Source organism: Microvirga arabica (assembly GCF_016811235.1).
GTDB classification, from domain to species: Bacteria; Pseudomonadota; Alphaproteobacteria; order Rhizobiales; family Beijerinckiaceae; genus Microvirga; species Microvirga arabica.
Genome location: NZ_JAFBID010000044.1, coordinates 15285 through 40956, shown reverse-complemented (window position 1 = coordinate 40956; position 25672 = coordinate 15285). Strand labels below are relative to the sequence as shown.

The 25672-nt window shown below is 64.9% G+C and carries 24 protein-coding genes; 15 read left to right on the top strand and 9 right to left on the bottom strand.

Translation table 11 applies throughout. The features are described from left to right. Position 1 precedes the first annotated feature (1 nt). The 3 genes from atpD (at position 2) to JQC81_RS19815 (ending at position 2535) form a co-directional block, all read left to right on the top strand. Positions 2–1453, top strand: coding sequence for a F0F1 ATP synthase subunit beta (atpD, locus tag JQC81_RS19825; protein WP_203273507.1), 1452 nt, complete (start codon positions 2–4; stop codon positions 1451–1453). Between the two features lie 110 nt (positions 1454–1563). Continuing rightward, entirely contained in the window at positions 1564–1965 is a 402-nt protein-coding gene (locus JQC81_RS19820) for a F0F1 ATP synthase subunit epsilon (protein WP_203273506.1), read from the top strand. A 57-nt stretch (positions 1966–2022) separates the two neighbouring features. Beyond that, positions 2023–2535 (top strand): 2'-5' RNA ligase family protein, encoded by a 513-nt coding sequence (locus JQC81_RS19815; protein WP_203273505.1) that lies wholly within the window; start codon positions 2023–2025, stop codon positions 2533–2535. Between the two features lie 133 nt (positions 2536–2668). On the opposite strand, the gene putA is transcribed toward JQC81_RS19815, so the two are convergent. Further along, positions 2669–5767 (bottom strand): bifunctional proline dehydrogenase/L-glutamate gamma-semialdehyde dehydrogenase PutA, encoded by a 3099-nt coding sequence (gene putA / locus JQC81_RS19810; RefSeq protein WP_203273504.1) that lies wholly within the window; start codon positions 5765–5767, stop codon positions 2669–2671. A 114-nt stretch (positions 5768–5881) separates the two neighbouring features. On the opposite strand from putA, the gene JQC81_RS19805 reads away from it, so the two are divergent. Beyond that, complete coding sequence (locus JQC81_RS19805; RefSeq protein WP_203273503.1) at positions 5882–6343, top strand: Lrp/AsnC ligand binding domain-containing protein; 462 nt, start codon at positions 5882–5884, stop codon at positions 6341–6343. A gap of 54 nt (positions 6344–6397) precedes the next feature. On the opposite strand, the gene JQC81_RS19800 is transcribed toward JQC81_RS19805, so the two are convergent. Continuing rightward, positions 6398–7405, bottom strand: a complete 1008-nt coding sequence (locus JQC81_RS19800) for a TerC family protein (protein ID WP_203273502.1) — start codon at positions 7403–7405, stop codon at positions 6398–6400. 228 nt (positions 7406–7633) lie between these two features. On the opposite strand from JQC81_RS19800, the gene JQC81_RS19795 reads away from it, so the two are divergent. The 3 genes from JQC81_RS19795 to JQC81_RS19785 are packed head-to-tail and all read left to right on the top strand — an operon-like array spanning position 7634 to position 10370. Beyond that, positions 7634–8743, top strand: coding sequence for an ABC transporter substrate-binding protein (locus JQC81_RS19795; RefSeq protein WP_203273501.1), 1110 nt, complete (start codon positions 7634–7636; stop codon positions 8741–8743). A 60-nt stretch (positions 8744–8803) separates the two neighbouring features. Further along, positions 8804–9595, top strand: a complete 792-nt coding sequence (locus JQC81_RS19790; RefSeq protein WP_203273500.1) for an ABC transporter ATP-binding protein — start codon at positions 8804–8806, stop codon at positions 9593–9595. 7 nt (positions 9596–9602) lie between these two features. Next, the gene (locus JQC81_RS19785; protein WP_203273499.1) at positions 9603–10370 is read left to right on the top strand and encodes an ABC transporter permease; all 768 of its coding nucleotides are present in this window, start codon (positions 9603–9605) and stop codon (positions 10368–10370) included. A 158-nt stretch (positions 10371–10528) separates the two neighbouring features. Here the strand turns inward: JQC81_RS19785 and JQC81_RS19780 are convergent, their stop codons facing one another. The 3 genes from JQC81_RS19780 to JQC81_RS19770 form a co-directional block, all read right to left on the bottom strand. After that, a complete protein-coding gene (locus JQC81_RS19780; protein WP_203273498.1) occupies positions 10529–11674 on the bottom strand; it encodes a CobW family GTP-binding protein in 1146 nt (381 codons plus the stop codon). Positions 11675–11679: 5 nt separating this feature from the next. Further along, entirely contained in the window at positions 11680–12585 is a 906-nt protein-coding gene (locus JQC81_RS19775) for a DMT family transporter (protein WP_203273497.1), read from the bottom strand. 121 nt (positions 12586–12706) lie between these two features. Then, the gene (locus tag JQC81_RS19770) at positions 12707–14125 is read right to left on the bottom strand and encodes a D-alanyl-D-alanine carboxypeptidase family protein (RefSeq protein WP_203273496.1); all 1419 of its coding nucleotides are present in this window, start codon (positions 14123–14125) and stop codon (positions 12707–12709) included. A 188-nt stretch (positions 14126–14313) separates the two neighbouring features. On the opposite strand from JQC81_RS19770, the gene JQC81_RS19765 reads away from it, so the two are divergent. After that, positions 14314–15216: an EamA family transporter gene (locus JQC81_RS19765; RefSeq protein ID WP_203273495.1), complete on the top strand. Its 903-nt coding sequence runs from the start codon at positions 14314–14316 to the stop codon at positions 15214–15216. 69 nt (positions 15217–15285) lie between these two features. Next, positions 15286–16410, top strand: a complete 1125-nt coding sequence (locus tag JQC81_RS19760; protein ID WP_203273494.1) for a redoxin domain-containing protein — start codon at positions 15286–15288, stop codon at positions 16408–16410. A gap of 7 nt (positions 16411–16417) precedes the next feature. On the opposite strand, the gene JQC81_RS19755 is transcribed toward JQC81_RS19760, so the two are convergent. Then, positions 16418–16996, bottom strand: a complete 579-nt coding sequence (locus JQC81_RS19755) for an LOG family protein (protein ID WP_203273493.1) — start codon at positions 16994–16996, stop codon at positions 16418–16420. 136 nt (positions 16997–17132) lie between these two features. Here JQC81_RS19755 and JQC81_RS19750 point away from each other — a divergent pair, with 136 nt between their 5' ends. Further along, positions 17133–18299 carry an acetyl-CoA acetyltransferase gene (locus JQC81_RS19750; RefSeq protein ID WP_203273492.1) on the top strand — a complete coding sequence of 389 codons (1167 nt, stop codon included), beginning with the start codon at positions 17133–17135 and terminating at the stop codon, positions 18297–18299. A 123-nt stretch (positions 18300–18422) separates the two neighbouring features. Here JQC81_RS19750 and JQC81_RS19745 read toward each other — a convergent pair whose 3' ends face one another. Beyond that, positions 18423–18689 (bottom strand): BolA family protein, encoded by a 267-nt coding sequence (locus JQC81_RS19745; protein WP_203273491.1) that lies wholly within the window; start codon positions 18687–18689, stop codon positions 18423–18425. Between the two features lie 90 nt (positions 18690–18779). Here JQC81_RS19745 and JQC81_RS19740 point away from each other — a divergent pair, with 90 nt between their 5' ends. From JQC81_RS19740 to JQC81_RS19725, 4 genes are all read left to right on the top strand, one after another. Continuing rightward, positions 18780–19409 carry a J domain-containing protein gene (locus JQC81_RS19740; RefSeq protein WP_203273490.1) on the top strand — a complete coding sequence of 210 codons (630 nt, stop codon included), beginning with the start codon at positions 18780–18782 and terminating at the stop codon, positions 19407–19409. Positions 19410–19524: 115 nt separating this feature from the next. Then, positions 19525–20514: a cobaltochelatase subunit CobS gene (gene cobS, locus JQC81_RS19735; protein ID WP_203273489.1), complete on the top strand. Its 990-nt coding sequence runs from the start codon at positions 19525–19527 to the stop codon at positions 20512–20514. A gap of 115 nt (positions 20515–20629) precedes the next feature. Next, positions 20630–22531: a cobaltochelatase subunit CobT gene (cobT, locus tag JQC81_RS19730; RefSeq protein ID WP_203273488.1), complete on the top strand. Its 1902-nt coding sequence runs from the start codon at positions 20630–20632 to the stop codon at positions 22529–22531. Continuing rightward, a complete protein-coding gene (locus tag JQC81_RS19725; protein ID WP_203273487.1) occupies positions 22528–23532 on the top strand; it encodes an esterase-like activity of phytase family protein in 1005 nt (334 codons plus the stop codon). The genes cobT and JQC81_RS19725 overlap by 4 nt, the downstream gene beginning before the upstream one ends. A 1-nt stretch (position 23533) precedes the next feature. Here the strand turns inward: JQC81_RS19725 and JQC81_RS19720 are convergent, their stop codons facing one another. Both JQC81_RS19720 and rpmB read right to left on the bottom strand, forming a co-directional pair. Then, positions 23534–24157, bottom strand: a complete 624-nt coding sequence (locus tag JQC81_RS19720) for a queuosine precursor transporter (RefSeq protein WP_203273486.1) — start codon at positions 24155–24157, stop codon at positions 23534–23536. Between the two features lie 97 nt (positions 24158–24254). Further along, positions 24255–24545 (bottom strand): 50S ribosomal protein L28, encoded by a 291-nt coding sequence (gene rpmB, locus JQC81_RS19715; RefSeq protein ID WP_036358230.1) that lies wholly within the window; start codon positions 24543–24545, stop codon positions 24255–24257. Positions 24546–24778: 233 nt separating this feature from the next. On the opposite strand from rpmB, the gene JQC81_RS19710 reads away from it, so the two are divergent. Continuing rightward, positions 24779–25639, top strand: a complete 861-nt coding sequence (locus JQC81_RS19710) for a DUF3108 domain-containing protein (RefSeq protein WP_203273485.1) — start codon at positions 24779–24781, stop codon at positions 25637–25639. The last annotated feature ends 33 nt before the right edge of the window (positions 25640–25672 follow it).

The following is a 25672-nucleotide window of genomic DNA, read 5'->3' as shown; positions in this document are numbered from 1 at the left end:
CATGGCCAACACCGCTACCACCGGTAAAGCAACCGGTCACATCACGCAGGTCATCGGCGCCGTCGTCGACGTGCAGTTCGAAGGCCACCTGCCTGAGATCCTGAACGCGCTTGAGACCACGAACGGCGACACCCGCCTGGTGCTCGAAGTGGCCCAGCAGCTCGGCGAGAGCACCGTGCGCTGCATCGCCATGGACACCTCCGAGGGTCTGGTTCGCGGCCAGCCGGTCACTGACACTGGCGCCCCGATCTCGGTGCCGGTCGGCACCGCCACCCTCGGCCGCATCATGAACGTCATCGGCGAGCCGGTGGACGAGGCTGGCCCCATTGTCGGTGAAGGCACCCGCGCCATTCACCAGCCGGCTCCTTCCTATGCCGAGCAGTCCACCGAGGGTCAGATCCTCGTGACGGGCATCAAGGTCGTCGACCTGCTCGCTCCCTACGCCAAGGGCGGTAAGATCGGCCTCTTCGGCGGCGCCGGCGTCGGCAAGACCGTGCTGATCATGGAGCTCATCAACAACGTCGCGAAGGCCCACGGCGGCTACTCCGTGTTCGCCGGCGTCGGCGAGCGCACCCGTGAGGGCAACGACCTCTATCACGAGATGATCGAGTCCAAGGTGAACGTCGACCCGCGTGAGAGCGGCTCGGCTGCCGGCTCCAAGTGCGCCCTCGTCTACGGCCAGATGAACGAGCCCCCGGGCGCGCGCGCCCGCGTCGCGCTCACCGGCCTCACGGTCGCCGAGAACTTCCGCGATCAGGGCCAGGACGTGCTGTTCTTCGTGGACAACATCTTCCGCTTCACCCAGGCAGGCTCCGAGGTGTCGGCGCTTCTCGGCCGTATTCCTTCGGCCGTGGGCTATCAGCCGACCCTGTCCACCGACATGGGCGCCCTGCAGGAGCGCATCACCACCACCACCAAGGGCTCGATCACCTCGGTGCAGGCCATCTACGTGCCCGCCGACGACCTGACCGACCCGGCCCCGGCCACGTCCTTCGCCCACCTCGACGCCACGACCGTGCTGTCGCGCTCGATCGCCGAGAAGGGCATCTACCCGGCCGTGGACCCGCTCGACTCGACCTCGCGCATGCTGTCCGCCGCCATCGTGGGCGACGAGCACTACAACACTGCCCGTCAGGTCCAGCAGGTGCTGCAGCGCTACAAGGCGCTTCAGGACATCATCGCGATCCTGGGCATGGACGAGCTCTCCGAAGAGGACAAGCTCACCGTGGCCCGCGCCCGCAAGATTGAGCGCTTCCTGTCGCAGCCCTTCCACGTGGCCGAAGTGTTCACCGGCTCGCCCGGCAAGCTCGTCGCGCTTGAAGACACCATCAAAGGCTTCAAGGGTCTGGTCGAGGGCCAGTACGACCACCTCCCCGAGGCTGCCTTCTACATGGTCGGCACCATCGAGGAAGCCGTCGAAAAGGCCCAGCGCCTCGCGGCCGAAGCGGCTTAATTCAAGTCTCGTGTCATCCCGGAGCCGTGCCCGCACGCTCCGGGATGATCGTGTCTAAGCGTATCTCCCAAACGATGCCCGATCATGGATCGGGATGACGCGGAGCTCAGATGGCTACCTTCAATTTCGAACTCGTCTCTCCTGAGCGCGTGCTGTTCTCCGGCGACGTGGACGCCGTCGTGCTGCCGGCCACCGAGGGCGACATGACGGTTCTCGCCGGCCATGCGCCGACGATGACGGCTCTCAAGACCGGGTTCCTCGTCATCACCAACACGCCCGGCAACGGCCGTCGGATCCTGGTGCGCGGCGGCTTCGCCGACATCAACCAGAACGGCCTCACGGTGCTGGCCGAGCGCGCGCTTCCGGCCGAGGAGCTGACGCAGGAGATCCTCGACCACGAGATCCTCCAGGCGGAAATGGCCTACGACGCCACCAACGAACCGGCCGCCAAGCACGCGGCGGAATCGGCCGTCGCGCAGCTGCGCGAAGCCAAGGCGGCGCTGAACTTCTAAAGCGATTGTCAGCTTCAGATCTGAAACAACCCGGCCCCGAGCCGGGTTTTTCTTTTCATGGACACAGCAGCGCCTCTCATCCTCACGCTCCAATTCGACGAGCGCTCCTTCGCCTTCTTCGACGAGCAGAGACGGCGCTACTTTCCCGCTGAGCGGAACTTCATTCCGGCGCATCTGACCCTGTTTCACGCATTGCCGGGCGAGCACCTTCAGACAATCCAGCAGGACATCGAGGAATGTGCATCGAACCAAGAAGTTTTCGGTCTCGATGTAATCGGGGTGCGCTCTCTCGGGCGCGGAGTCGCGTACGCGCTTGCGTCTCCTGAACTGGCAGCGATGCGCCGTCAGCTCGCAAAAAAATGGAACGACTGGCTCAAGCCCCAGGACCGGCAGAACCACAACCCACACGTGACGGTGCAGAACAAGGTCGATCCGACACAGGCAAGAGCTCTTCTGGAGGACCTGAGTGAAGGATTTCAGCCATTCCAGGTTACAGGGATGGCGCTAGACCTGTGGTGGTATCGCGGCGGCCCCTGGGAGAAGGTTCACAGTTTCCCGTTCGCTTTGTGATTCCCGACGAAACGTCATGGCCGTGCTCGTCACGGCCATCCACGTCTTGAGCCGTGTTGAAGACGTGGATCCCCGGAACAAGTCCGGGGATGACGAATGAGGAAGACGATAGCGAACGGTCGGGCTTGTTGCCCTACTCCCCCATCGCAATCAGGTTCGCATTGCCGCCGGCGGCCGCCGTGTTGATCGTCACCGTCTGCTCAGCGGCGAAGCGCAGGAGGTAGTGCGGGCCGCCGGCCTTCGGGCCTGTGCCGGAGAGGCCATGCCCGCCGAAGGGCTGCACGCCGACCACCGCGCCGATCATATTGCGGTTCACATAGACGTTGCCCACCGCCAGCGCCTCCACCACACGCTCCACGGTGGAGTCGATGCGGGAATGGACGCCGAGCGTGAGACCGTAGCCGGTGCCCTCGATCGCCCGCAGCACATCCTCCAGCCGATCCGCCTTGTAGCGGACCACATGCAGCACCGGGCCGAACACCTCCTGGGCGAGATCGTGCGGCTTGTTGAGCTCAAAAATATGCGGCGCCACATAGGTGCCGCTCGCAGGCGCTTCGCCGGCGTAACGCACCTTCGCCTGACGCTTCATATCGGCGATATGAGCATCGAGCTTGTCCTTCGCCTCGCGGTCGATCACCGGACCCACCTGGGTCGAGATCTCGCGCGGATCGGCGATCTTCAGCTCCTGGGCATTGCCGGCGATCATCTCGATCATACGGTCGGCCACGTCCTCCTGCACGCAGAGCAGACGCAGAGCCGAGCAGCGCTGGCCGGCCGAGCGGAATGCCGAGGTCACCACATCGTCCGCCACCTGCTCCGGCAGAGCCGTGGCATCGACAATCATGGCATTGATGCCGCCCGTCTCGGCGATCAGCGGCACGATGGCCGCGTCCTTGTTCGCGAGCGTGCGGTTGATGATGCGCGCCACCTCCGTCGAGCCGGTGAAGACGACGCCGGCCACATCCCTGTGCTCGACGAGGCGAGCGCCGACGCGCCCATCACCCAGCACGCAATGAAGAGCGGTCTTCGGCACGCCGGCCTCATGCAGGATGCGCACGGCGAGATCCGCGATCAGCGGCGTCTGCTCGGCGGGCTTTGCCACAACCGCATTGCCCGCCATGAGCGCGGCGCTGACCTGGCCGAGGAAGATGGCGAGCGGGAAGTTCCAGGGCGAGATCGCCACGAACACGCCGCGCCCACGCAGGCGCAGCATGTTGCTCTCGCCGGTCGGCCCCGGCATGAGATCGCCTGCGCCGAGGAGAACACGGCCCTGAACGGCGTAGTAGCGCAGGAAGTCGACCGCCTCGCGCACCTCGGAGAGCGCATCGTCCAGGGTCTTGCCGGCTTCCACTTGCAGCAGGTGGAGCAACGCCCCGCGCCGCTCCTCCAGCAGATCGGCCGCACGCTGCAGCGCCTTGGCGCGGGTGTCCGCATCCATGCGGCTCCAGCTTGCGAAACCTTTGTGAGCCGCAGCCATGGCGCGATCCGCCACTTCAGGCGAGGCTTCCGTCACATGGCCCGCAACCGTGCTGCCGTCGATGGGACTCACGACCGGGCGGGATGTGCCAGACGCCGCCTTGCCATCAATCAGCGGCTCAGCCTTAAAACTCTGCTGCCCGCTCTTTTCGATCTCCACTAGTAGCGCATCGAGGGAAGCTTGATGGCCGAACTCCACGCCGCGTGAATTCGCGCGCTCGGAGCCATAGAGATCGCGCGGCAGCGGGAGCTTGGGATGACGCGCCTTGTCTGCGGACACGATGATGTCAGCTGGGCGCTTCAGAAGGTCTTGCACAGGTACGTTGGGATCCGCCGCGACGGATACGAAGGAGGAATTCGCGCCGTTCTCCAGAAGGCGGCGCACGAGATAGGCCAGAAGATCGCGGTGGCCCCCCACCGGCGCATAGGCGCGGCAGGCGAGGCCCGGCTTGTCTTCGAGCAAGCGCGCATAGAGCGCCTCGCCCATGCCGTGCAGGCGCTGGAACTCGTAGCCGTCCGTGCCGCCGGCGCGTTCGATGATGGACGCGACGGTGAGCGCGTTGTGGGTGGCGAATTGCGGGTAGATACGCGGGCGAAGCGACAGCATCTTCTCGGCGCAGGCCATGTAGTGCAGGTCCGTCATCGCCTTGCGGGTGAAGACCGGGTAATCGTCGAGCCCGCGCTCCTGAGCGCGCTTCACCTCCGTGTCCCAATAGGCGCCCTTCACGAGGCGCACCATGAGCTGGCGGTCGTATTTCTCGGCCATGGCCGCGATGGCATCGATCACCGAGCCGGCGCGCTTCTGGTAGGATTGAATGGCAAGGCCGAAACCCTTCCAGTCCGCGAGCGAGGGATCGGCCAGCACGGCCTCGATCACCTCGAGCGACAGTTCCAGCCGGTCGGCCTCCTCCGCGTCGACCGTGAAGTTGAGGTCATAGGACTTGGCCTTTTGCGCCAGCTCGATCACGAGCGGCACGAGCTCGCGCATGACGCGTTCCCGGCTCGTGGCCTCGTAGCGCGGGTGAAGCGCCGAGAGCTTCACCGAGATGCCGGGGCGGTTCGGCAGGGGCTCGTTGCCAGCCGAGCGCCCAATGGCATCGATGGCCGACTCATAGGAATCGAAATAGCGGCGGGCGTCGTCGGCGGTGCGGGCGCCTTCGCCCAACATGTCGAAGGAGTAGCGGTAGACGCGGCCCTTGGAGGATCCGGCCCGCTTCAGGGCCTCCTCGATGGTCTGGCCGAGGACGAAGTGATTGCCCATCACCCGCATGGCCTGGCGGGTCGCGGTGCGCACGGCCGGAAGGCCGAGGCGCTTGGTGAGCTGGCCCAGAATGCTCTCCGGGGTCTCCCCGGGCTGGATCACCCGCGCGGTGATGCCGAGCGCCCAGGCCGAGGCCGAGACGAGGAAGGCGTCGGACTTCGACTCATGGCCGGCGAAATCGGCCTGTCCAAGCTTGTCCTCGATCAGCCGGTCGGCGGTGGCGGCATCGGGCACCCGCAGCAGCGCCTCGGCCAGCACCATGAGGGCCAGCCCCTCCTTGGTGGAGAGCGCATATTCCCGCAGCATCTCCTCGACGCCGCCGAGCCCGCCGCCCTTGGCGCGGATCGCCTCGATCAGGCGGGTCGCCTGCTCGTCCACCCTCTTTTCCCGTTCCGGAGAACGCCGGGAGCTGGCGAGAAGGCGGGCCGCGAGGGCCTTGTCGTCCTCCGCATAAGGCGGGTTGAAGGGCAGGGCGGCGGCAGGGGCAGAACTCATGGCAGTTTCCTCTGGATGTTCCCCGGAATATATGAGGCCTGCGACCGCGTTTCGATGGCAAAATAGCCGATATCGCCTTATGAATTTCGGAGAAAGGCGCACGAAGCCGTGACAATGACGGATTTGGACAGAGCGGATCGCAAGATCCTCACAGCTCTTCAGGCCGATGGCCGCATCGCTAATGTGGACCTGGCCGAGAAGGTCGGGCTGTCGCCCACCTCCACGGGCGACCGGGTGAAGCGCCTGCAGCGGGAGGGCTTCATCGCTGGCTACGGGGCGAGGCTCGACCCGCACCGGCTCGGGTTGGGTCTCCTGGTCTTCGTGGAGGTATCCCTCGACAAGACGACGCCGGACGTCTTCGAGAAATTTGCCGACGCGGTGAAGCGAGCCCCCGAGGTGCTGGAATGCCACATGGTGGCGGGCGGCTTCGATTATTTGGTCAAGACCCGCGTGGCCGACATGGCCGCCTACCGCCGCTTCCTCGGCGAGATCCTGCTGGCCCTGCCGGGCGTGAAGGAGACCCGCACCTATGCGGTGATGGAGGAGGTCAAGAGCGACGGGATGCTGCCGGTTTAGACATGAAAAAGGCGGCTCGAAGCCGCCTTTTCCTTTTCAGGATCCCTTTGAGCCTCAGCCGGAGATGGCCGCCTGCTCGTTCTTCGTCTTCCAGAGAGAGAAGACGATGCCACCCACGATCAGCGCGAGGGTCACGCCCAGCGAGATGGTGGGATCGAGCTTGCCCACGATCTGGTTCCAGAAGATCTTGCCGCCGATGAACACAAGCACCAGAGCCAGGGCATACTTCAGGTAGTGGAACCTGTGCACCATGGCGGCGAGCGCGAAGTAGAGGGCGCGCAGGCCGAGGATCGCCATGATGTTGGCCGTGTAGACCACGAAGGTGTCCGTGGTGATGGCGAAGATCGCCGGCACCGAGTCCACCGCGAAGATCAGGTCGGCGACGTTGATCACCACGAGGGCCAGGAAGAGCGGCGTCGCCCAGGTGACGAGCTTGCCCGTTTTGGGATCAGGCTCGCGCACGAAGAAGTGCTGGTCGTGAAGCCGGTTCGTCACCCGCATGTGGTTGCGCAGGAAGCGCACGAGCGGGTTCTTCTCGATGTCGGGATCGCTCTCGGGCACGATCAGCATCTTGATGCCCGTCGCGATGAGGAAGGCACCGAAGATGTAGAGCATCCAGGCATATTCCTGCACCAGAGCGGCACCCAGAGCGATCATGATGCCGCGCAGGACGATGACGCCGATGATGCCCCAGACGAGAGCACGGTACTGGTAGGCTCTGGGAATCGTGAAGTAGCTGAAGATCAGCGAGATCACGAAGACATTGTCAATAGACAGAGACTTCTCGATGAAGAAGCCGGTGAAGTAGGAGATGCCCGCATGAGTACCGTCCTGGGTCACCAGGAGGCCAGTCTCATACGACCACCAGATATAGGCACCGAAGAGGATCGCGATGCCGATATAGAAGGCAGAGAGGAAAAGACTCTCCTTCACGCCGAGCTCCTTGTCCTTCCTGTTGAGGACGCCGAGATCGAAAGCGAGGAGAAAGACGACAAGGCTCAAGAAAGCCGTCCACATCCAGACGGGCTTTCCCAGCCATTCCATGAGCAGGAATTCTGGCATAACCGGACCTATGATTGCTTCTGTTCAAGCATCGGCTCCGACATCGCAGGCGTTTGCACACGTCCTGCCAGAGGGGCCCGGTCACCGATGGGACCAAGGTGGGGAGAGCTCTAAACGGCGTCAAGAGCCTTGGCCGCGAGAATTTCTGCTCAATTTTCTGTCAAATGCCTATCCCGGCGGCAGGGATGCTCTGGCAAGAGACTTGACCCGAAGCACCGATCTGATTGCATGGTCAAGAACAAGGCAGCTGGCGTAGAAGAGCGCCAGGAGGCCCAAGGCCATAAAGCAGAGGTGACGGTGATGTTTGCGGATCGTTCGACAAAGGCAGGGTGGATCAGGGGGCTGCTGGCGGGTGCCGCCGTGCTTCTCGGGGCTGGGGCAGCTCAGGCCCAGACACCGGTGCGGTTCTCCCTCGATTGGCGCTGGGAAGGCCCGGCGGCCCCCTTCGCGGTCGCCCTCGACAAAGGCTACTTCAAGGCCGAGGGCCTCGACGTCACGATCGATCCGGCAGCCGGATCCCGCGAGCCGATTTCCCGCGTGGCGTCGGGCACCTACGACGTGGGCTTCGGCGACGTGAACTCCCTCGTGCGCTTCCGTGACGAGAATCCCGGCACCGACATCAAGGCCGTGATGGTGATCTACGACCGGCCGCCTTTCGCCCTCATCGGCCGCAAGAGCCGGGGCATCAGCAAGGAGGTGTCGAGCCTCCAGGGCAAGAAGTTCGGCGCGCCGGCTGCCGACGGCGCTTACGCCCAATGGCCGATCTTCAAGGCCGTGAACAAGGTCGACGATTCCACCATGAAGTTCGAGAATGTGGGCTTTCCGGTCCGCGAGCCCATGCTGGCGCAAGGCGAGGTCGATGCGGTGTTCGGCTTCTCCATGTCGTCCTACATCAACCTGAAGTCCCGCGGCGTGCCGGCGGACGACATCGTCGTCCTGCAGATGAGTGATTACGGCGTGGATCTTTATGGCAATACCATCATCGTCTCGCAGAAATTCGCCCAGGAAAAGCCTGAGGCCGTGAAGGGACTGCTGCGCGCCATCATGAAGGGCGTACAGGACACGGTGAAGGATCCGTCGAGCGCCGTTGACGCGGTGATCAAGCGCAACGACGTGGCCAAGAAGGACGTCGAGCTCGAGCGCCTCAAGATGGTGCTGGAGCAGAACATGATCACCCCTTGGGTGAAGGAGAACGGCTTCGGGGGCATCGACAAGGCCCGTTTCGCCAAGGCTCTCGACCAGATCGGCCTGACCTTCACCTATAAGAACAAGCCCAGCGTGGAAGACGTGTTCACGGACCAGTTCCTCCCGGCCGCCGATCAGCGCAAGGTGAACTGATCATACGAGCCCGGCTGTCGACCAGCCGGGCTTTTTCTTTTCGCTCAACGGCTTCGTTTCATGAAACCCTTTGTCGATATCCACGACGTGACCCACGTCTATGCGCGGGCCGAGGACGGCCTGCCCGCCGTCCAGAACCTGAATCTCAAGGTGCACGAGGGTGAATTCGCCGCCATCGTCGGGCCCTCGGGCTGCGGCAAGTCCACCCTGATGAAGCTCGCCACCGGATTGCAGTTTCCCGTCGAGGGAACCGTGATCGTCGACGGCAAGCAGGTTGGCGCGCCGGTGAAGCTCGCCGGCATGGCGTTCCAGAACCCAACCATGCTGCCTTGGCGTACCACCCTCGACAACATCCTCCTGCCGCTCGAAATCGTGGAGCCGCACCGCTCGCGGCTGCGCCGGCACAAGGCGGAGTATGTGGCGAAGGCCGAGAGCCTGCTCGCCCAGGTGGGCCTGAAAGGGCAGGGTCACAAGTTTCCCTGGCAATTGTCCGGCGGCATGCAGCAGCGCGCCTCGCTGTGCCGTGCGCTCATCCACGAGCCCAAGCTCCTGATGCTCGACGAGCCCTTCGGGGCGCTGGACAGCTTCACCCGCGAGGAATTGTGGTGCGTGATGCGCGACCTGCATGCAGCCCAGAAGGTCACAATTATTCTCGTCACCCACGACCTGCGCGAGGCGGCCTTCCTGGCAGACCGCATCTTCTGCATGAGCGCACGGCCCGGCCGCATCGTCGCCGAGCGCGAGGTGGAGTTTCCGCGGCCGCGCGATCTCGAGATCACCTACACGCCGGAATTCTCCGCCCTCGTTCACGAGCTGCGCGGCCACATCGCGCAGGCGCGCCAGGCGGCGTGAGGAACCCATGAAAACCAAGAATAAGCTTGCCCTCGCGCCTTGGGTCTTCACCGTCGGTTTCTTCGCCCTGTGGGAGATCCTCTGCCACGTGCTGAAGATCTCGAGCTTCATCCTGCCGGCCCCCTCCACGATTCTCTGGGCCGTGTGGGAATACCGCAACCAGCTCACCTACCACGCCATGCACACCCTCTGGATGACGCTGGCGGGCTTTGGTCTCGCGGTCGGCTTCGGCCTCCTGCTCGGGATGGTGCTCGGCTCCTCGCGGCTCATCAATGCGGGCACCTATCCGCTGCTTGTGGGCTTCAACTCGATCCCCAAGGTGGCCGTGGTGCCGATCCTGGTGTTCTGGTTCGGCGTCGGCTGGGTGCCGCCGGTGATGACCGCCTTCCTGATCTCGTTCTTTCCCATCGTGGTGAATGTCGCGACCGGCATCGCCACGGTGGAGCCCGAGATGGAAGACGTGCTGCGGGCGCTCGGCGCCTCGAAGCGGGACATCGTGTTCAAGGTCGGCGTGCCGCGCGCCATGCCGTATTTCTTCGGCTCGTTGAAGGTTGCGATCACGCTCGCCTATGTGGGCTCCGTCATCGGCGAGCAGAACGCGTCGAATGTTGGCATCGGCAACCTGCTCACGCGCGCGTCCGCCGCCTTCGAGGTGCCCCTCGTCTGGGCCGCCCTCGTGGTGCTCGCGGTGCTCGGCGTCATCATGTACGCGATCACCGCCTATGCGGAGCGCTCCATGACCGGCTGGGCGCAGCGCTCGCAGATGGCGGCGTGATGTAAACACCTCACACCACTCAACCCTCATCCTGAGGAGCCGCTGAAAGCGGCGTCTCGAAGGAGCCTCCAGACTTCACTGGAAACGCCTCGTCCTTCGAGACGCGAGCAAGCTCGCTCCTCAGGATGAGGCTCTGGTTGGAGATCCGCGAGAGGCGCTCACCGCCTCAGCGACAGCGGATTATCCGACAGCGCCGTCGCGTCGGGCTGATCGACGGCGGGGCGGCCGAGGAAGGCGTCCCAGAGCTTCTCGACGGTCTCGCGTTCGAGATCGTCCACGATGAACACGATGCGGCTGCGCCGGTCCTCGCTCGGCCAGCGCGGCAGCACGGCCGGCACGTGGATCACGTGCTGCACCCCGTGGATGACGACCGGATGCTCCGGATCTTCGGCCAACGCCACGAGACCCTTCACGCGCAGCAGCTTCGCGCCCTGCGACGAGCGCAGAAGGTCGAGGAACATGTCGAGCGTGCCCTGACGGATCGGCTGCTCGCTCGTGAGGCAGAAGGCACGGATGCGCTCGTCGTGCCGGTTCACGTCATGATGATGGTGGGAATGGTCATGACCGTGATGGTGATGATGCCCATGCTGGTGTGCGTGGCTTTCGCGTTCGGCCGCTTCGACCGCTTCCGTCTTCAGCCACTCGGCCACATCGGCGATCTTGCCTTCGAGGTCGAACAGGCCGCCGGCGATGACGGCCTCGGCCGGTGCATCCGCGCTTAGGAGCGATGCTCCGGGATTGAGCTGATGCAGTCTCTGCCGCAGGTCCGTGAGCTTCGACTCATCGCTCATGAGATCGGTTTTCGAGAGGACGATGCGCTCGGCCACGGCGGCTTGCTTTAACGCCTCGCGGTGGGTGTCGAGGGTCGAAGCCCCGTTCACCGCATCCACCACCGTCACCACGCCCTCCACGGCATAGCGCATCGACAGGTATGGATGATACAGCACCGCATGCAGGATCGGGGCCGGATCGGCGAGGCCCGTGGTCTCGATGATTACGCGCTTGAATGGCATGATGCGGCCGTTGTCGCGCTTGCGCAGGAGATCCTCCAGGGTCGCGATGAGATCGCCACGCACGGTGCAGCAGAGGCAGCCGGCCGAGAGGAGCACCATGCCCTCATCAACCGTCTCCACCAGCAGGTGGTCGAGGCCGATCTCGCCGAACTCGTTGATGATCACCACGCTGTCCTGCAACGCGGGATCTTTCAGGAGCCGGTTGAGCAGGGTGGTTTTGCCCGAGCCGAGAAAGCCCGTGAGGATGGTGAGCGGAAGAGGAGCGGGTGGGGTCATCGGGCTGTTCGTCATCGGGTTCAATCCGCAATCGGCACCAGGGGCGCATCCTTCGAGCGGCGCTGCTCCAGCACTACGTTGGCCATGATGGCTCCCAGCACAAGGGTGCCGCCTGCAATCTGCAGGGGAGACAGAACCTCATCGAGGATGAGAGCCGACGAGACGGCGGCCACCACGGGCTCGGTGCAGTAGATGATGCCGGCGGCCACCGCGGTGATGCGCCCCAGCGCTAGGAACTGCAGCACGAAGCCGAAGATGTAGCCGCCGATCGTCATGGCCACTGCGAAGGGAGCGGCGGCCAGGGACGAGGGCGGTGCCAGCTGCCCGGCCGCCAGGCTGATGAGCGCTGCGGTCGGCAGGACGAGCACATGGATCCAGAAGGTCTTGGCCATGACGCCGGTCCTGCGGCAGCGCGCGGCGGCGAAGAACTGGATCGCCGTGGCGATGCTCGCCCCGAAGGCGAGCGCCAGGCCCCGCCAGTCGAGATCGCCGAAGGCCGGGCCGACCACCAGGGCCACGCCGAGGGTTGCCACCGCCACCACGCTCAACAAGGACGGCGTGAGCCTCGTGCCCTCCACGAAAGGGCTCGCCAGCACGATCAGGATCGGGAAGGTGTAGAACACCACGGCCGCCACGGTGACCGGGATATACGCCACGGACGAGAGATAGCAGATGCCCACGAAGGCCGTGGCGACGCCGAGCAGGAGCAGGGTGCTGCGCTCCTCTCTCGCCGCCTTCAGCGAACTCCGGGCCACGGCGGCAACGATGCCCACCAGCACCAGCATCAGGAACACCCGATACACCACGATGGCCGAGCCACTCGCGCCGGCGAAGGAGGCCATGCGGGCATAGACGATGTTGAAGCCGTAGAGGCTCGCCGAGACGAGGGCGAAGAGCAGGCCGCTGGTGGGGGAGGGGCGATTCATGTCGGTACTTGCATGGCAGGGCCGAAGGGTTCGCCCGGATGCACCGGAATTGCAAGGCTTAAGAAAAACGCCCGGTCGATGACCGGGCGCTGCAATAATGGGGCTTTTTGTTCCCGTCGGCTCAATTGGCGACGGATTTGGGCTTTCCGGCCGCATCGGCCTTCTGAGGCGCCTTGGTTTTGGTGTCCGTCTTGGTCTTGCTTTCCGCAGCGGGCTTGGAATCCGGCTTGGCACCCGTCACCGGCTTGACGGTGACGCTGACGCGCGGCTGGGCCTTGCCTTTGTCCGTGCTCTTGGCCGTAGCCTTTGCGGGCTCCTTCTCGGCAGCCTTGGCATCGTCCTGCGAAGTGTCGTCTTCCTGCTTGGCGGCCGCCTTGCCCTTCTTGGGAGCCGCCGCCTTCTTGGTCTTAGCCCGGCGAGCCTGCTCGGCTGCAGCTTCGGCTGCCGCCTGGGCAGCAATCTCGGCTTCGCTGGGCGGATTCAGTCCGACCCAGACCCGCTCCGGCTGCACGGCGGTGCGCGGCCCGAGCACGGTACGCACCGGCTTGTCCGCCGCAGTGCCGGCAAAGGCCATGACCTCCGAGGAGAACAGGTTCGGAATGTTGCTGTCCGTCTCGGCAACGGCCGGGGTGTCCTCTTCCTGCGGCATCGGCCCGCGGCGGTCGCAGATGACCGGGCGCATGTCCGGCGGGGTCGTGTTGGTCGAAGCCGGAAGGGCCGCCAGTTCCGGATTGGTGAAGTTCACCTTGCTGTTGAAGCCGCGGTCGAACAGCTCGGCCGCCTTGATGGTGCGCTCGTTGGACGAAGGGGCGCCGAGCACGACCGTGATCAGGTGGCGGCCGTCCCGATGGGCGCTGGCCACCACGTTGAAGCCGGACGAGCAGATGAAGCCGGTCTTCATGCCGTCCGCGCCGGGATAGCGGCCGATGAGACCGTTGGTGTTGCGCATGATGCGGCGGCCGAACTGGACGGCCCCGATGTCGAACAGGTCCCTGTGGTCCGGGAACTCCGTCAGCAGCGCGCGGGCGAGCAGCGCCATGTCGCGGGCGGTGGTCTGGTTGCGCTCGTCGGGCAGGCCATGGGGATTGGCGAAGCGGCTCGACACCATCCCGAGGCGCCGGGCGTGGGCGTTCATCAGCTCCGAGAAGCCGTCGATGGAGCCGCCGATATTCTCCGCAATGGTGGCGGCGACGTCGTTTGCCGACTTCACCATCATGATCTTGAGGGCGTTGTCGAGCCGGATCTCCGTGCCGGGCTTGAAGCCCATCTTCGACGGGGGCAGGGCGGCGGCGCCCTCGGACACGATCAGAAGCGTGTCCATGCTCATCTGGCCGGAGCGGATCTTGTCGAGGGCCACATAGGCCGTCATCAGCTTGGTGATCGAAGCCGGGAACCAGGGATCGGTTGCCCGCTCGGCGTGGAGTACGCGGCCGGATTCGAGTTCAACGACAAGCGCAGGGCCGCCGGCGGCCAGAGCCGAACCGCTCGTGAGGGCGGCAAGGGCAAAGGCTGTCACGCGGAGGACACGGCTAACGTTCATGCGGAACGACTCCTTGGCTTCGTTCGACGATAGGTGAGGATGGATCGGCCCCGCCTGTCAGCTGGGCTATTTCTAGTGCCAAACCTTGGCCTTGGCTAGGTTGGGCCGCTTGTTGATTGCTTAAACTCCCCTTCTTAACAAATTCCATGGCAAGAGAGTGGCAAGAGCCGCGCGGATTAAAGGTCGATATGAGCGCATCCCTTCTCTGGATCCCCGTGACCTTGGCGGCTGCGGCTGCCCAGACCGGTCGCAACGCCACCCAGCGCCGCCTCACCGAGACCATTGGGACCGTGGGGGCCACCCAGGTGCGGTTCCTGTACGGTTTTCCCTTTGCGCTCCTCGCCCTGACCGCCATGAGTCTTGCCACCCATGAGACGCCGCCTGCGCCCAATGCAGCCTTCCTGGCCTATGCGCTCATGGGGGCCCTGACGCAGATCCTCGCCACTGCGCTCATGCTCTCGGCCATGCGGGAGCGCGCCTTTTCCGTGGTCACCGCCTATACCAAGACCGAGCCGGTGCAGGTGGCGCTGTTCGGTCTGGTGCTCCTCGGGGACCCGCTCACCCCGGCCATGGCGCTCGCCATCGCGGTTGCCACGGGCGGCGTGCTGCTCATGTCGGTGAAGCCTGGCACGAGCCTGACCTCGTTCGGCCTGAGGCCCATTCTCTTCGGCCTCGCCTCGGGGGCCTTCTTCGCCCTGGCGGCCATCGGCTTTCGCGGCGCGATTCTGTCCCTCGACGGGGGCTCCCCGCTTATCCGGGCCTCCACGACACTGGTCTGGGGCCTTGGCCTGCAGACTGCTGTTCTGCTTGTCTGGCTCGTTCTCTTCGACCGCAGGGCGCTGGTGGCGAGTTTCGCCGCTTGGCGCCCCTCCCTGGGAGCAGGCTTCCTTGGAGCGCTGGCCTCCCAGTTCTGGTTCATCGGCTTTGCGCTCACCACGGCGGCCAATGTGCGCACCCTCGCCCTGGTGGAGGTGCTGATGGCCCAGGCCGTGTCCCACCACTTCCTGGGGCAGGCGACCACGAGGCGCGAGCTGTCCGGAATGCTGCTGATCCTCGGAGGGGTCGCCCTGCTGCTCATATCTCAAGGTTAGCTTGTCGCTGCGGCAGTCGCGTGATAACGAACAACGTTACAAAAAATGTGAACGTATTGCGGATCACCAATGACTGACGCTGCTGCTCCTGAATCCCTCCAACCCGCCTATCGCGTGCTCCAGGTGGGCGATCCGGTTCCGTGGTTCAAACAGAACTCCACCAGCAACCCGAACTTCAGCTTCGACACGGTGGCCGGCCGCTACATCGTCCTGTGCTTCTACGGCATGGGCTCGGACGAGGTCGGCCGTGCGACCCTGGCGTCGTTTCAGGAGGAGCACCGCTCCCTCTTCGACGACGACAAGATCGCCCTCTTCGGCGTGAGCGTCGATCCGTCGGATCAGTCGGAGGGCCGCGCGAAGCAGATCCTGCCCGGCATCCGCCACTTCTGGGATTTCGACGGCGTGGTCGGTCGCCTCTACGGCGCGCTGCCGCGCAACGTCCAGCCGGGGCAGGGTTCCGTTCCGATCCGCCGCTTCTGGATGGTGTTGAACCCGTCCCTGCGCGTGCGCGCGATCTTCCCGTTCGAGGAGAATGGCGGCGATCGCGCGAAGGTGATGGCCTATCTGCGCGACCTGCCGCCCGTCAGCCATTATGCCGGCTTTGAGCTGCCGGCCCCCGTCCTGGTCATCCCGGACGTGTTCGAGCCCGAGTTCTGCCGTCACCTGATCGGTCTTTACGAGGAGCATGGCGGTGAGGAATCGGGCTTCATGCGAGAGGTCAACGGCAAGACCGTGGCGGCGCACGATCCCAACCACAAGCGGCGCAAGGATTACACCATCGACGATCCCAACCTGATCCGGCAGGTGCAGCACCGCATCATCCGCCGCATCAATCCCGAGATCGAGCGGGTGCATTTCTTCAAGCCCTCCCGCATGGAGCGCTACATCGTCTCATGCTATGCGGCGGAGGACGGCGGGCATTTCCGGGCCCACCGCCGCTTCGCGGTCTCGATCAACCTCAACGGCGATTTCGAGGGCGGCGAGGTGAGCTTCCCGGAATACGGCCCGCGCAGCTACAAGGCGCCGCCCGGCGGCGCCGTGGTGTTCTCGTGCCCGCTTCTCCACGCGGTCTCCAAAGTCACGAGAGGCCGCCGCTTTGCCTTCCTGCCGTTCCTTTATGACGAGGCGGCTGCGAAGATCCGGGAAGCCAACAACGCCAATCTCGGCGAGTGCGTGGGCGCCTACAAGGCGTGATTCCGCGTTAGCGCTCGCCCGCCTTGATCCACTTGTCGACCTTCGGCGGTTCGTAAGCACGAATGGCCTCGATCAGGGCAGCCGGGTTACTCTCCACGAGCAGCATGGCGCGGTGGATCGGCTTCACGAAGCCGCGGTCCACCACGTCGTCCAGAAAGTCGGTGAGCTTGTCGTAGAAGCCGCCCGAATTCAGGAGCGCACAGGGCTTGCGGTGATAGCCGAGCTGCGCCCAGGTCCAGACCTCGAACAGCTCTTCGAAGGTGCCGAGGCCACCGGGCAGGGCGATGAAGCCGTCGGCGAGTTCCGCCATCAGGGCCTTGCGCTCATGCATGGAGCCGACCACCCGAAGATCGCTCAGGCCTTTGTGGGCGATCTCCTTGTCCACCAGCGCCTGCGGCATCACCCCGATCACGGTGCCGCCCTTGGCGAGAACGGCATCGGCAACCGCACCCATGAGGCCCACCGAGGCGCCGCCATAGACCAGGCCGATCCCACCTGCGGCCAAGGCCTCCCCGAGGACGCGGGCGGTGTCGAGGTAGACAGGATCCTGCCCGGCATTGGAGCCGCAGAAGACGCACAGGCGCATGGGCTGTCCTTCGTGATTCGCTTCCCGCCATGATGAACGACAGCTTGGCGCCAATCTCAAGTCGGTATTCGACTTGCTGAATGCTCCAAAGAAGCCCACTTTGTGCTTCAACCGCACAATCCTCGAGGAGACCTCCATGACCGCCTGCATCGTCGGCTGGGCTCATACCCCCTTCGGCAAGCTCGACGCCGAGACCGTCGAGAGCCTGATCGTCCGTGTTGCCAGCGAGGCGCTGGAGCATGCAGGTCTTGAGGCCGAAGATGTGGACGAGGTGGTGCTCGGCCATTTCAACGGTGGCTTCTCGGCTCAGGATTTCACCGCCTCCCTGGTGTTCCAGGCCAACGACCGCTTCCGGTTCAAGCCGGCAACCCGCGTCGAGAACGCCTGCGCCACGGGCTCTGCCGCCGTGCATCAGGCGATCAAGACCATCGAGGCCAAGCGCGCCAAGACCGTGCTCGTGGTGGGCGTCGAGCAGATGACCCGCACGCCCGGTCCTGAGATCGGCAACATCCTGCTGCGCTGCTCCTACGTGCCTGAGGACGGCGAGACGCCGGGCGGCTTCGCCGGCGTGTTCGGCAAGATCGCCGGCACTTACTTTCAGCGCTACGGCGACCAGTCCGATGCGCTCGCCATGATCGCCGCCAAGAACCACAAGAACGGCGTCGACAATCCCTATGCCCAGATGCGCAAGGATCTGGGGTTCGACTTCTGCCGGGCCGAGAGCGACAAGAACCCGTTCGTGGCCGGTCCCTTAAAGCGCACCGACTGCTCGCTGGTCTCGGACGGCGCCGCCGCCCTGGTGCTGGCCGATACGGAAACGGCGCTGCGGATGAAGCGAGCGGTCGCCTTCCGGGCCACGGCCCACGCGCAGGATTTCCTGCCCATGTCGAAGCGCGACATCGTCCAGTTCGAGGGCTGCACCGAAGCCTGGCGCCGGGCGCTTGTCCAGGCCGGCATCCAGCTCTCCGACCTTTCCTTCGTCGAGACCCACGACTGCTTCACCATCGCCGAACTCATCGAGTACGAGGCCATGGGCCTGACCCCTCGCGGCCAGGGCGCGATCGCCGTCAAGGAAGGCTGGACGAACCGCGACGGCAAGCTGCCGGTGAACCCCTCCGGCGGCCTCAAGGCCAAGGGCCATCCCATCGGCGCCACCGGCGTCTCCATGCACGCGCTGTCCGCCATGCAACTCTGCGAGGAGGCCGGCGGCATCCAGGTGAAGAACCCGGTGCTCGGCGGCATCTTCAACATGGGCGGCGCCGCCGTGGCGAATTATGTGAGCGTGCTCGAGCGGATCAAGTAACGCGACCTCTTCCGTCATCATCGGCCTTGTGCCGGTGATCTCGATCAGGTGAAACGCCACGTTCTTCCAATCGGGATGGCCGGGACAAGCCCGGCCATGACGGCTGAGAGAACTGTCGCCCCCTCACTCCCCCGGCGCCTTGGCCTGGATCGCCAGGGCGTGCAGTCCCCTGTCGAAGGCACCTTTGAGTGTGTCGTTCACCAGGCGGTGACGCTCCACCCGGCTCTTGCCGGAGAAGGCGTCGGACACGATATAAACGTGGAAGTGAGTTTCACCGCCCTCCCGCCATCCCGCATGGCCGTGATGCTTCTCTGATTCGTCGGTGACGGTCAGTTCGATCGGCTGCAGGCTCTCCTGCAAAGTCTGTGTGATCCAGTGGGCGAGGGTCATGCTGAAAGATCAATCCTTTTTGAACGGGTCTGCGGCCAAAAGCGCTCAGGCCTTGGCTCAAAGCCTCAAGACACTCATAATCGCTGAATCATGGATCTCAACTCGCCTCTTTTCGACCGCATCCGCATCAAGTCCTCCTGCGACGAGCCGCAGGAGACCAAGGGGCCTGTCTGCGAGCATCCTGCCTGCAAGGCCGCGGGCGAATACCGCGCGCCCAAGGGGCGTGATCGGGAAGGCCAGTACTGGCGCTTCTGCCTCCAGCACGTGCGCGAGTACAACGCGTCGTACAACTATTTCGCCGGCATGTCCGACACGGCCGTGGCGGCCTTCCAGAAGGATTCCATCATCGGCCACCGGCCGACCTGGGCCATGGGGGTGAACACCTCGGGCCAAGGCGATGGGCAAGGCGCCAAGGCCGAGCCCCGCGAGTGGGAATATGTCGATCCGCTCGGGGTTCTGCGCGGGGAGGACTTTACCCGGGCCCGCACCCGCCGGGCCTCGCCCGAGCCGAAGCGTCCGCGCTACACGGGGGCGGTGCGCCGGGCGCTCGACATCCTGGGCCTGGACGAGGCCGCCGACGGGCCGGCCATCAAGGCCCAGTACAAGTCCCTGGTGAAGCGGTTCCACCCGGATGCCAATGGCGGCGACCGCTCCTTCGAGGAGCGCCTGCGCGACATCATCAAGGCGCACGACACCCTCAAAAGCGCCGGTCTCTGCTGAAACCCTATCCTTTCAGGCAGAGCCAATAGGCCGATTAGGAAATTGCACCATTCGGTCATGGGGTTTAAGAAGCCCATGACACCTTCACGACATCGATCCGAACAAGAGGCCCCTTATGACGGCACATACCGAGACAGCGACCTTGACGCCTGACATGAAGGTGTCCGTGCGACAGGTCTTCGGCATCGACTCGGATCTGGAGGTTCCCGCCTTCTCGCAGGCCGAACAGCATGTGCCCGATCTCGATCCCGACTACCTCTTCGACCGGGATACGACGCTGGCCATCCTGGCGGGGTTTGCCCGCAACCGCCGCGTGATGATCACCGGCTATCACGGCACCGGCAAGTCGACCCATATCGAGCAGGTGGCCGCCCGCCTCAACTGGCCCTGCGTGCGCGTGAACCTGGACAGCCACGTCTCCCGTATCGACCTCGTGGGCAAGGACGCCATCGTGCTCCAGGATGGCAAGCAGGTCACGGCCTTCCAGGACGGCATCCTGCCCTGGGCTCTGCAGAACAACGTGGCCCTCGTTTTCGACGAATACGATGCCGGCCGTCCCGACGTGATGTTCGTTATCCAGCGCGTGCTGGAGCAGTCGGGTAAGCTCACGCTCCTCGACCAGAAGCGCGTGATCCGGCCTCACCCGGCCTTCCGGCTGTTTGCCACCGCCAATACGGTGGGCCTCGGCGACACCTCGGGCCTGTATCATGGCACCCAGCAGATCAACCAGGGCCAGATGGACCGCTGGTCCATCGTCACCACCCTCAACTACCTGCCGCACGATAAGGAGGTGGACATCGTCCTCTCCAAGGCGAAGCACTACCAGGAGGATCCGGCCGGCCGGGACATCGTCAACAAGATGGTGCGCGTGGCCGATCTCACCCGCTCTGCCTTCATGAACGGCGACCTCTCGACCGTCATGAGCCCGCGCACGGTGATCACCTGGGCCGAGAACGCCGAGATTTTCGGCGACACGGGCTTTGCCTTCCGCGTCACCTTCCTGAACAAGTGCGACGAGCTGGAGCGCACCCTGGTGGCCGAGTTCTATCAGCGCTCCTTCGGCAAGGAACTGCCGGAGAGCGCCGTGAACATGGTGCTTTCATAAGGCGTCATCCCGGACGCGCTATGGGCGCGATCCGGGATCGTTTGGGAGTTTCGCTGGTTTTGGCGATCCCGGCTCTCCGCTACGCTCCGGCCGGGATGACGGATGAAGGAATTCGATGTCCATCTCGAACCGCAAGCCAGGTGAGAAGAAGGAAGCGCCGGCGGAGCCGCTGAAGCGCTCCATTGCCGGCACCATGAAGGCGATTGCCCGCAAGCCCGACCTTGAGGTGGCCTTCGCGTCCGACCGGCCGGTGCTCATGGGCCAGGACAAGGCCCGCCTGCCGGAGCCACCGCGGCGACTGACCTCGCAGGACGTGGCGATCCTGCGCGGCAATGCCGATGCCATGGCGCTCAGGCTCGCCTGCCACGACACCACCCTTCACCGGAAGCTCGCCCCTGACGGTCAGGCGGCGCGGGCTGTGTTCGATGCGGTCGAGCAGGCGCGGGTGGAATCCATCGGCTCCCGGCGCATGGCCGGCATTTCGTCCAACATCTCGGCCATGCTCGAGGACCGCTATCATCGCGGCGGCAAGTACGAGGAGATCACCGACCGGGCCGATGCCCCGCTCGAGGATGCGCTCGCCCTCATGGTGCGCGAGCGTCTGACCGGACAAAAACCGCCCGCTTCGGCCGCCAAGATCGTCGATTTGTGGCGCGACTTCATTGAGGACCGGGCCGGTCGCGACCTCGACGGCCTGCTCAAGAACATCGAAAACCAGCGCAGCTTCGCCCGTAACATCCGCGACCTGCTCTCCTCCCTCGACATCGCCGACGAGGCGTCCATGGATTCCGAGGACGAGGAGAACGAGGACGAGAACGAGTCCGAGCAGCAGGAGCAGCAGGGCGAGGGCGAGTCCGAGCAGGAAAGCCAGGGCGACCGCGCCGAGACGGAGGTCAGCGAGGATTCCAGCGACGAGCTGGAGGATGGCGCCACCGAAGAGGCCGATGGTCCTTCCGGCGAGCTGCCCGAAGAATCCGAAGAGGCCGAGTCGGAGGATGCCGGAGAGTCCTGGCGCCCGCCATCGCGGTCCAACGAGGCGCGCGGCCCCGACTACAAAGCCTATAGCCAGAAATTCGACGAGATCATCCATGCCGAGGATCTCTGCGATGCAGACGAGCTGACGCGCCTGCGCGCCTATCTCGACAAGCAGCTCGCCCATCTCCAGGGCGTGGTCGGGCGCTTGGCGAACCGCCTGCAGCGCCGTCTTATGGCGCAGCAGAACCGGTCCTGGGAGTTCGACCTCGAGGAGGGAACCCTCGATCCCGTGCGCCTGCCGCGCATCATCATGGATCCGTACCAGCCGCTCTCCTTCAAGCAGGAGCAGGACACGAACTTCCGCGACACGGTGGTGACCCTGCTCCTCGACAATTCCGGTTCCATGCGCGGACGCCCGATCACCGTGGCGGCCACCTGCGCCGACATCCTGGCGCGCACGCTGGAGCGCTGCGGCGTAAAGGTCGAGATCCTCGGCTTCACCACCCGCGCTTGGAAGGGCGGGCAGGCCCGCGAGAACTGGCTGCAGGCCGGCAAGCCGGCCAATCCCGGCCGCCTCAACGATCTGCGCCACATCATCTACAAGTCGGCGGACGCACCCTGGCGTCGCGCGCGCAAGAACTTGGGCCTCATGATGCGCGAGGGTCTCCTGAAGGAGAACATCGACGGCGAGGCCCTCGACTGGGCGCACAAGCGCCTGCTCGGCCGGCCCGAGCAGCGGCGCATCCTGATGGTGATCTCGGACGGTGCGCCGGTGGACGATTCGACCCTGTCGGTCAATCCCGGCAACTACCTCGAGCGGCACCTGCGCTACGTCATCGAGGAGATCGAGACCCGCTCGCCCGTGGAGCTCATCGCCATCGGCATCGGCCACGACGTGACGCGCTATTACCGCCGCGCCGTGACCATCGTCGATGCCGAGGAACTCGGCGGCGTCATGACCGAGAAGCTCGCGGAGCTGTTCGAGGAGAATGCCGCGCCGCCAGCCCGTGGCGCGGCTCCCCGGCGCAGAGCACACGCTTGAGGCTCACCCGGCGCAATTTCCTGATCGGCGGCGGTGCCGCCGCCGCAACGCTCGCCTGTACGGGCGTCGCCGTGGCGCAGCGCCCGCAGGCCTTCAAGGGCGCAACGGCCATCCGGGTCGAGGCGCAGCCGATCAGCCGCCTCTCGACCACCGATCCCGATCGCAGCCGCTTCGGCGCGCTGATGTTCCGCTCCGGGGCCATCCTGCGCTCCGATGTGTCGGCCTTCGGGGGTTTTTCCGGCCTGTGGCGCTCAGGCGATGGGCAGGAGATCATCGCCCTTGCGGACAATGCGCAGATCCTGAAGGCCCGGATCGAGACCGCGGACGGTCGCCTCTCGGGCCTGTCGGCGCCGGTCTTGTCGCCCTTGATCCTCGGCAACGGCGTGCCGATGCGGCGCTCGCGCTACTACGATACGGAGAGCTTCGCGCTGTCTGGCAATGCCGTCTTCATCGGAACCGAGCGCAACCATGCCGTCATCCGGTTCGAGCGCAATGCGGCGGGCAGCATTATCCGGGGCGTCCCAATTCCCGTTCCTCCGGCTTTGCGGGACTTGCCGAGCAATGGCGGCCTGGAGGCGCTCGCAGTCGCGCCGCAGCGCTCGCCCTTGGGTGGGGCCCTCATCGGCATCGCCGAGGGCGGCAGCGGCTTCATTCTCACGGGAGCCCGGCAGGGCGCCTTTCAGGTGGCTCTCTCCGGCGGCTTCGACGTCACCGATCTGGCTTTCCTGCCCGATGGCGATGCCGTGATCCTGGAACGCCGCTTCTCGCTGTTCGGCGGGTTCGTGTGCCGCCTGCGCCGCATCGAGGCGGCGGCGATCCGAGCCGGCGCGCGTGTCGACGGGGAGGTGCTCTACGAGAGCGAGCCCTCGCATCAGGTCGACAACATGGAAGGGCTGGCAGTTCACCGCGAGGGCGGCGAGACGGTTCTCTCGCTAATCTCCGACGACAATTTCAGCTCGCTGCAGAAAACCGTCCTGCTCGAATTTGCTCTGGCCGCCTAAATCAGGCGTGTCGCTGCAGCCGCGGGCGCATGAGCGCCAGGATGGCTCCGTAGGGAGCAATCGCGATGGCGGCCAGCGCGAGCTTCACCCCGTAATCTGCAACCGCAAGGTTGATCCACGGGAGGGCGATGCACGCGTCCACGATCCCCGCCTGGCCCAGCGTCTCGCTGATCGTGAGGCCGAAGCCCGGCACCACGCCGCAATAGAAGGCGAACGAGAAGAAGATCGCCGTGTCGAGGCCTGACGAGATCACCGAGGAGATGAAGGGCGGCATCCACCAGGCCTTGTCGCGCAGGCGGGCGAAGATGCTGATGTCGAGAAGCTGAGCCACGAGGAAGGCTGCACCGGACGCGATGGCGATGCGCGGCGTCGCCAGGACGATGGACAGCATCACGGCCAGCACGAAGCCCACATAGACCACGCGACGGGCGCCTTTCGTCCCGAAGCGGCGGTTCGACAGGTCGGTGACCAGGAACGAGAACGGATAGCTGAACGCGCCCCAGGTCAGGTAATCGCCCATGCCCCAATGGGTGAAGGGATGCTGGACCAGGACATTCGACGAGAGAACGACCAGGGTCATCGCGGTGAGCGCAATGAGGAAGTCGCGGCGGTCGATCCGGGTCATAGGTCAGCCTCGTCCAGACAAATGCTTAAGCCTTAAGCTAACGCAAAACGGGCGGCACTGAGGCCGCCCGCGAAGCAGATTTTACGGCAATCCGAGATCAGCTCGCAGCGGCGAGCTTCTTCTCGAGCTCGCGCTTCACCGCCAGGGCGGTGGTGGAGAGCTCTTCAGCCTTGGCCTTGGCCAGGAAGGCATCGAGGCCGCCGCGGTGCTCGACCGAGCGGAGCGCATTGGCGGTGACGCGCAGGCGGAAGGAGCGCTGCAGGGCGTCAGATTGGAGCGTGACGTTGCAGAGGTTCGGCAGGAACTTCCGCTTCGTCTTGCGGTTCGAGTGGCTCACCAGATGGCCACTCAGCACGGCCTTGCCGGTCAGTTCGCAACGGCGCGACATGGGTTCAATCCTATTCGTCGTGTGAGGGTCGCGACCACAATTCGCGGGTTTGCAAGATCGCAGATCCCACGCGGCCGGACACCAGAAGTCCTTGGAAGGTGCGAGCCTATAAGCTGAAACAGGGGTGTGGGTCAAGAATAGCGCGACGTCGCACCCTCTTTTTTTCGGCCGCGTGGTCACGATTTATTCCGAATCTCGTGCGATGCAACAGAATAGACTATCGGAACAGCCCCATGCGCCTCATCGCCTCAGCTCTCGTCACCTTGGCCTTTGCCGGAACGGCTTCGTTCGCTCAAGGACAAACCCTCAAGGTGACGTACGACCTCTCCCTGGCCGGTCTGCCCTTAGGGAAAGCAGACCTCGTCTCGTCCTTCAAGGGCAAGAAGTACGAGATGCAGGGCAACGCGAAGCTGACCGGGCTGGCCATGATCCTGACGGGTGGCAAGGGCGAAGCCTCCGCGTCGGGCACGCTCGCCGGAGCCGGCCCGCGCTCGAGGAGCTTCGCCGTGGTGTCGAAGACCTCCGACAACCAGCGCAGCGTCCGCATGGGATTGAAGAGCGGCCAAGTGGCCGACGTGGAGATCGACCCGCCCCTTGAGCCCAAGGAGGACCGGATCCCGGTCAAGCCCGCGGACAAGAAGGGGGTCGTCGATCCCATGAGCGCGCTGCTCATGCCGGCCCTGGCATCGAAAAGCCTGACCGATCCGGACAACTGCAACCGGACCCTTCCCGTCTTCGACGGGGCCACCCGCATGGACGTGGTTCTCACCTATGCGGAGACCAGGACCGTCGAGGTCGGGGGCTATTCGGGTCCGGTTCTCGTGTGCAACGCCCGCTATGTGCCGGTCTCCGGCCATCGCCCCGAGCGCCCGGCCACCAAGTTCATGCAGGAGAACCGGGACATGTCCGTGTGGCTTGCGCCCGTCGAGGGGCCGCGCCTGCTTTTTCCCCTCAAGGTCTCCGTGCGCACGATGATTGGCGTCGGCGAGATGCAGGCATCAGCCTGGTCGCTGGAGCAGGGCGGCAGGGCGTCATCGCCCACCCGCCGGGCCGCGCGGGCGGATGAGGCCGTCCAGGCCGGTGCCGTGCAGTAAGCCCTGAGAATTAGGCCCAGAGAATCCTTGGCG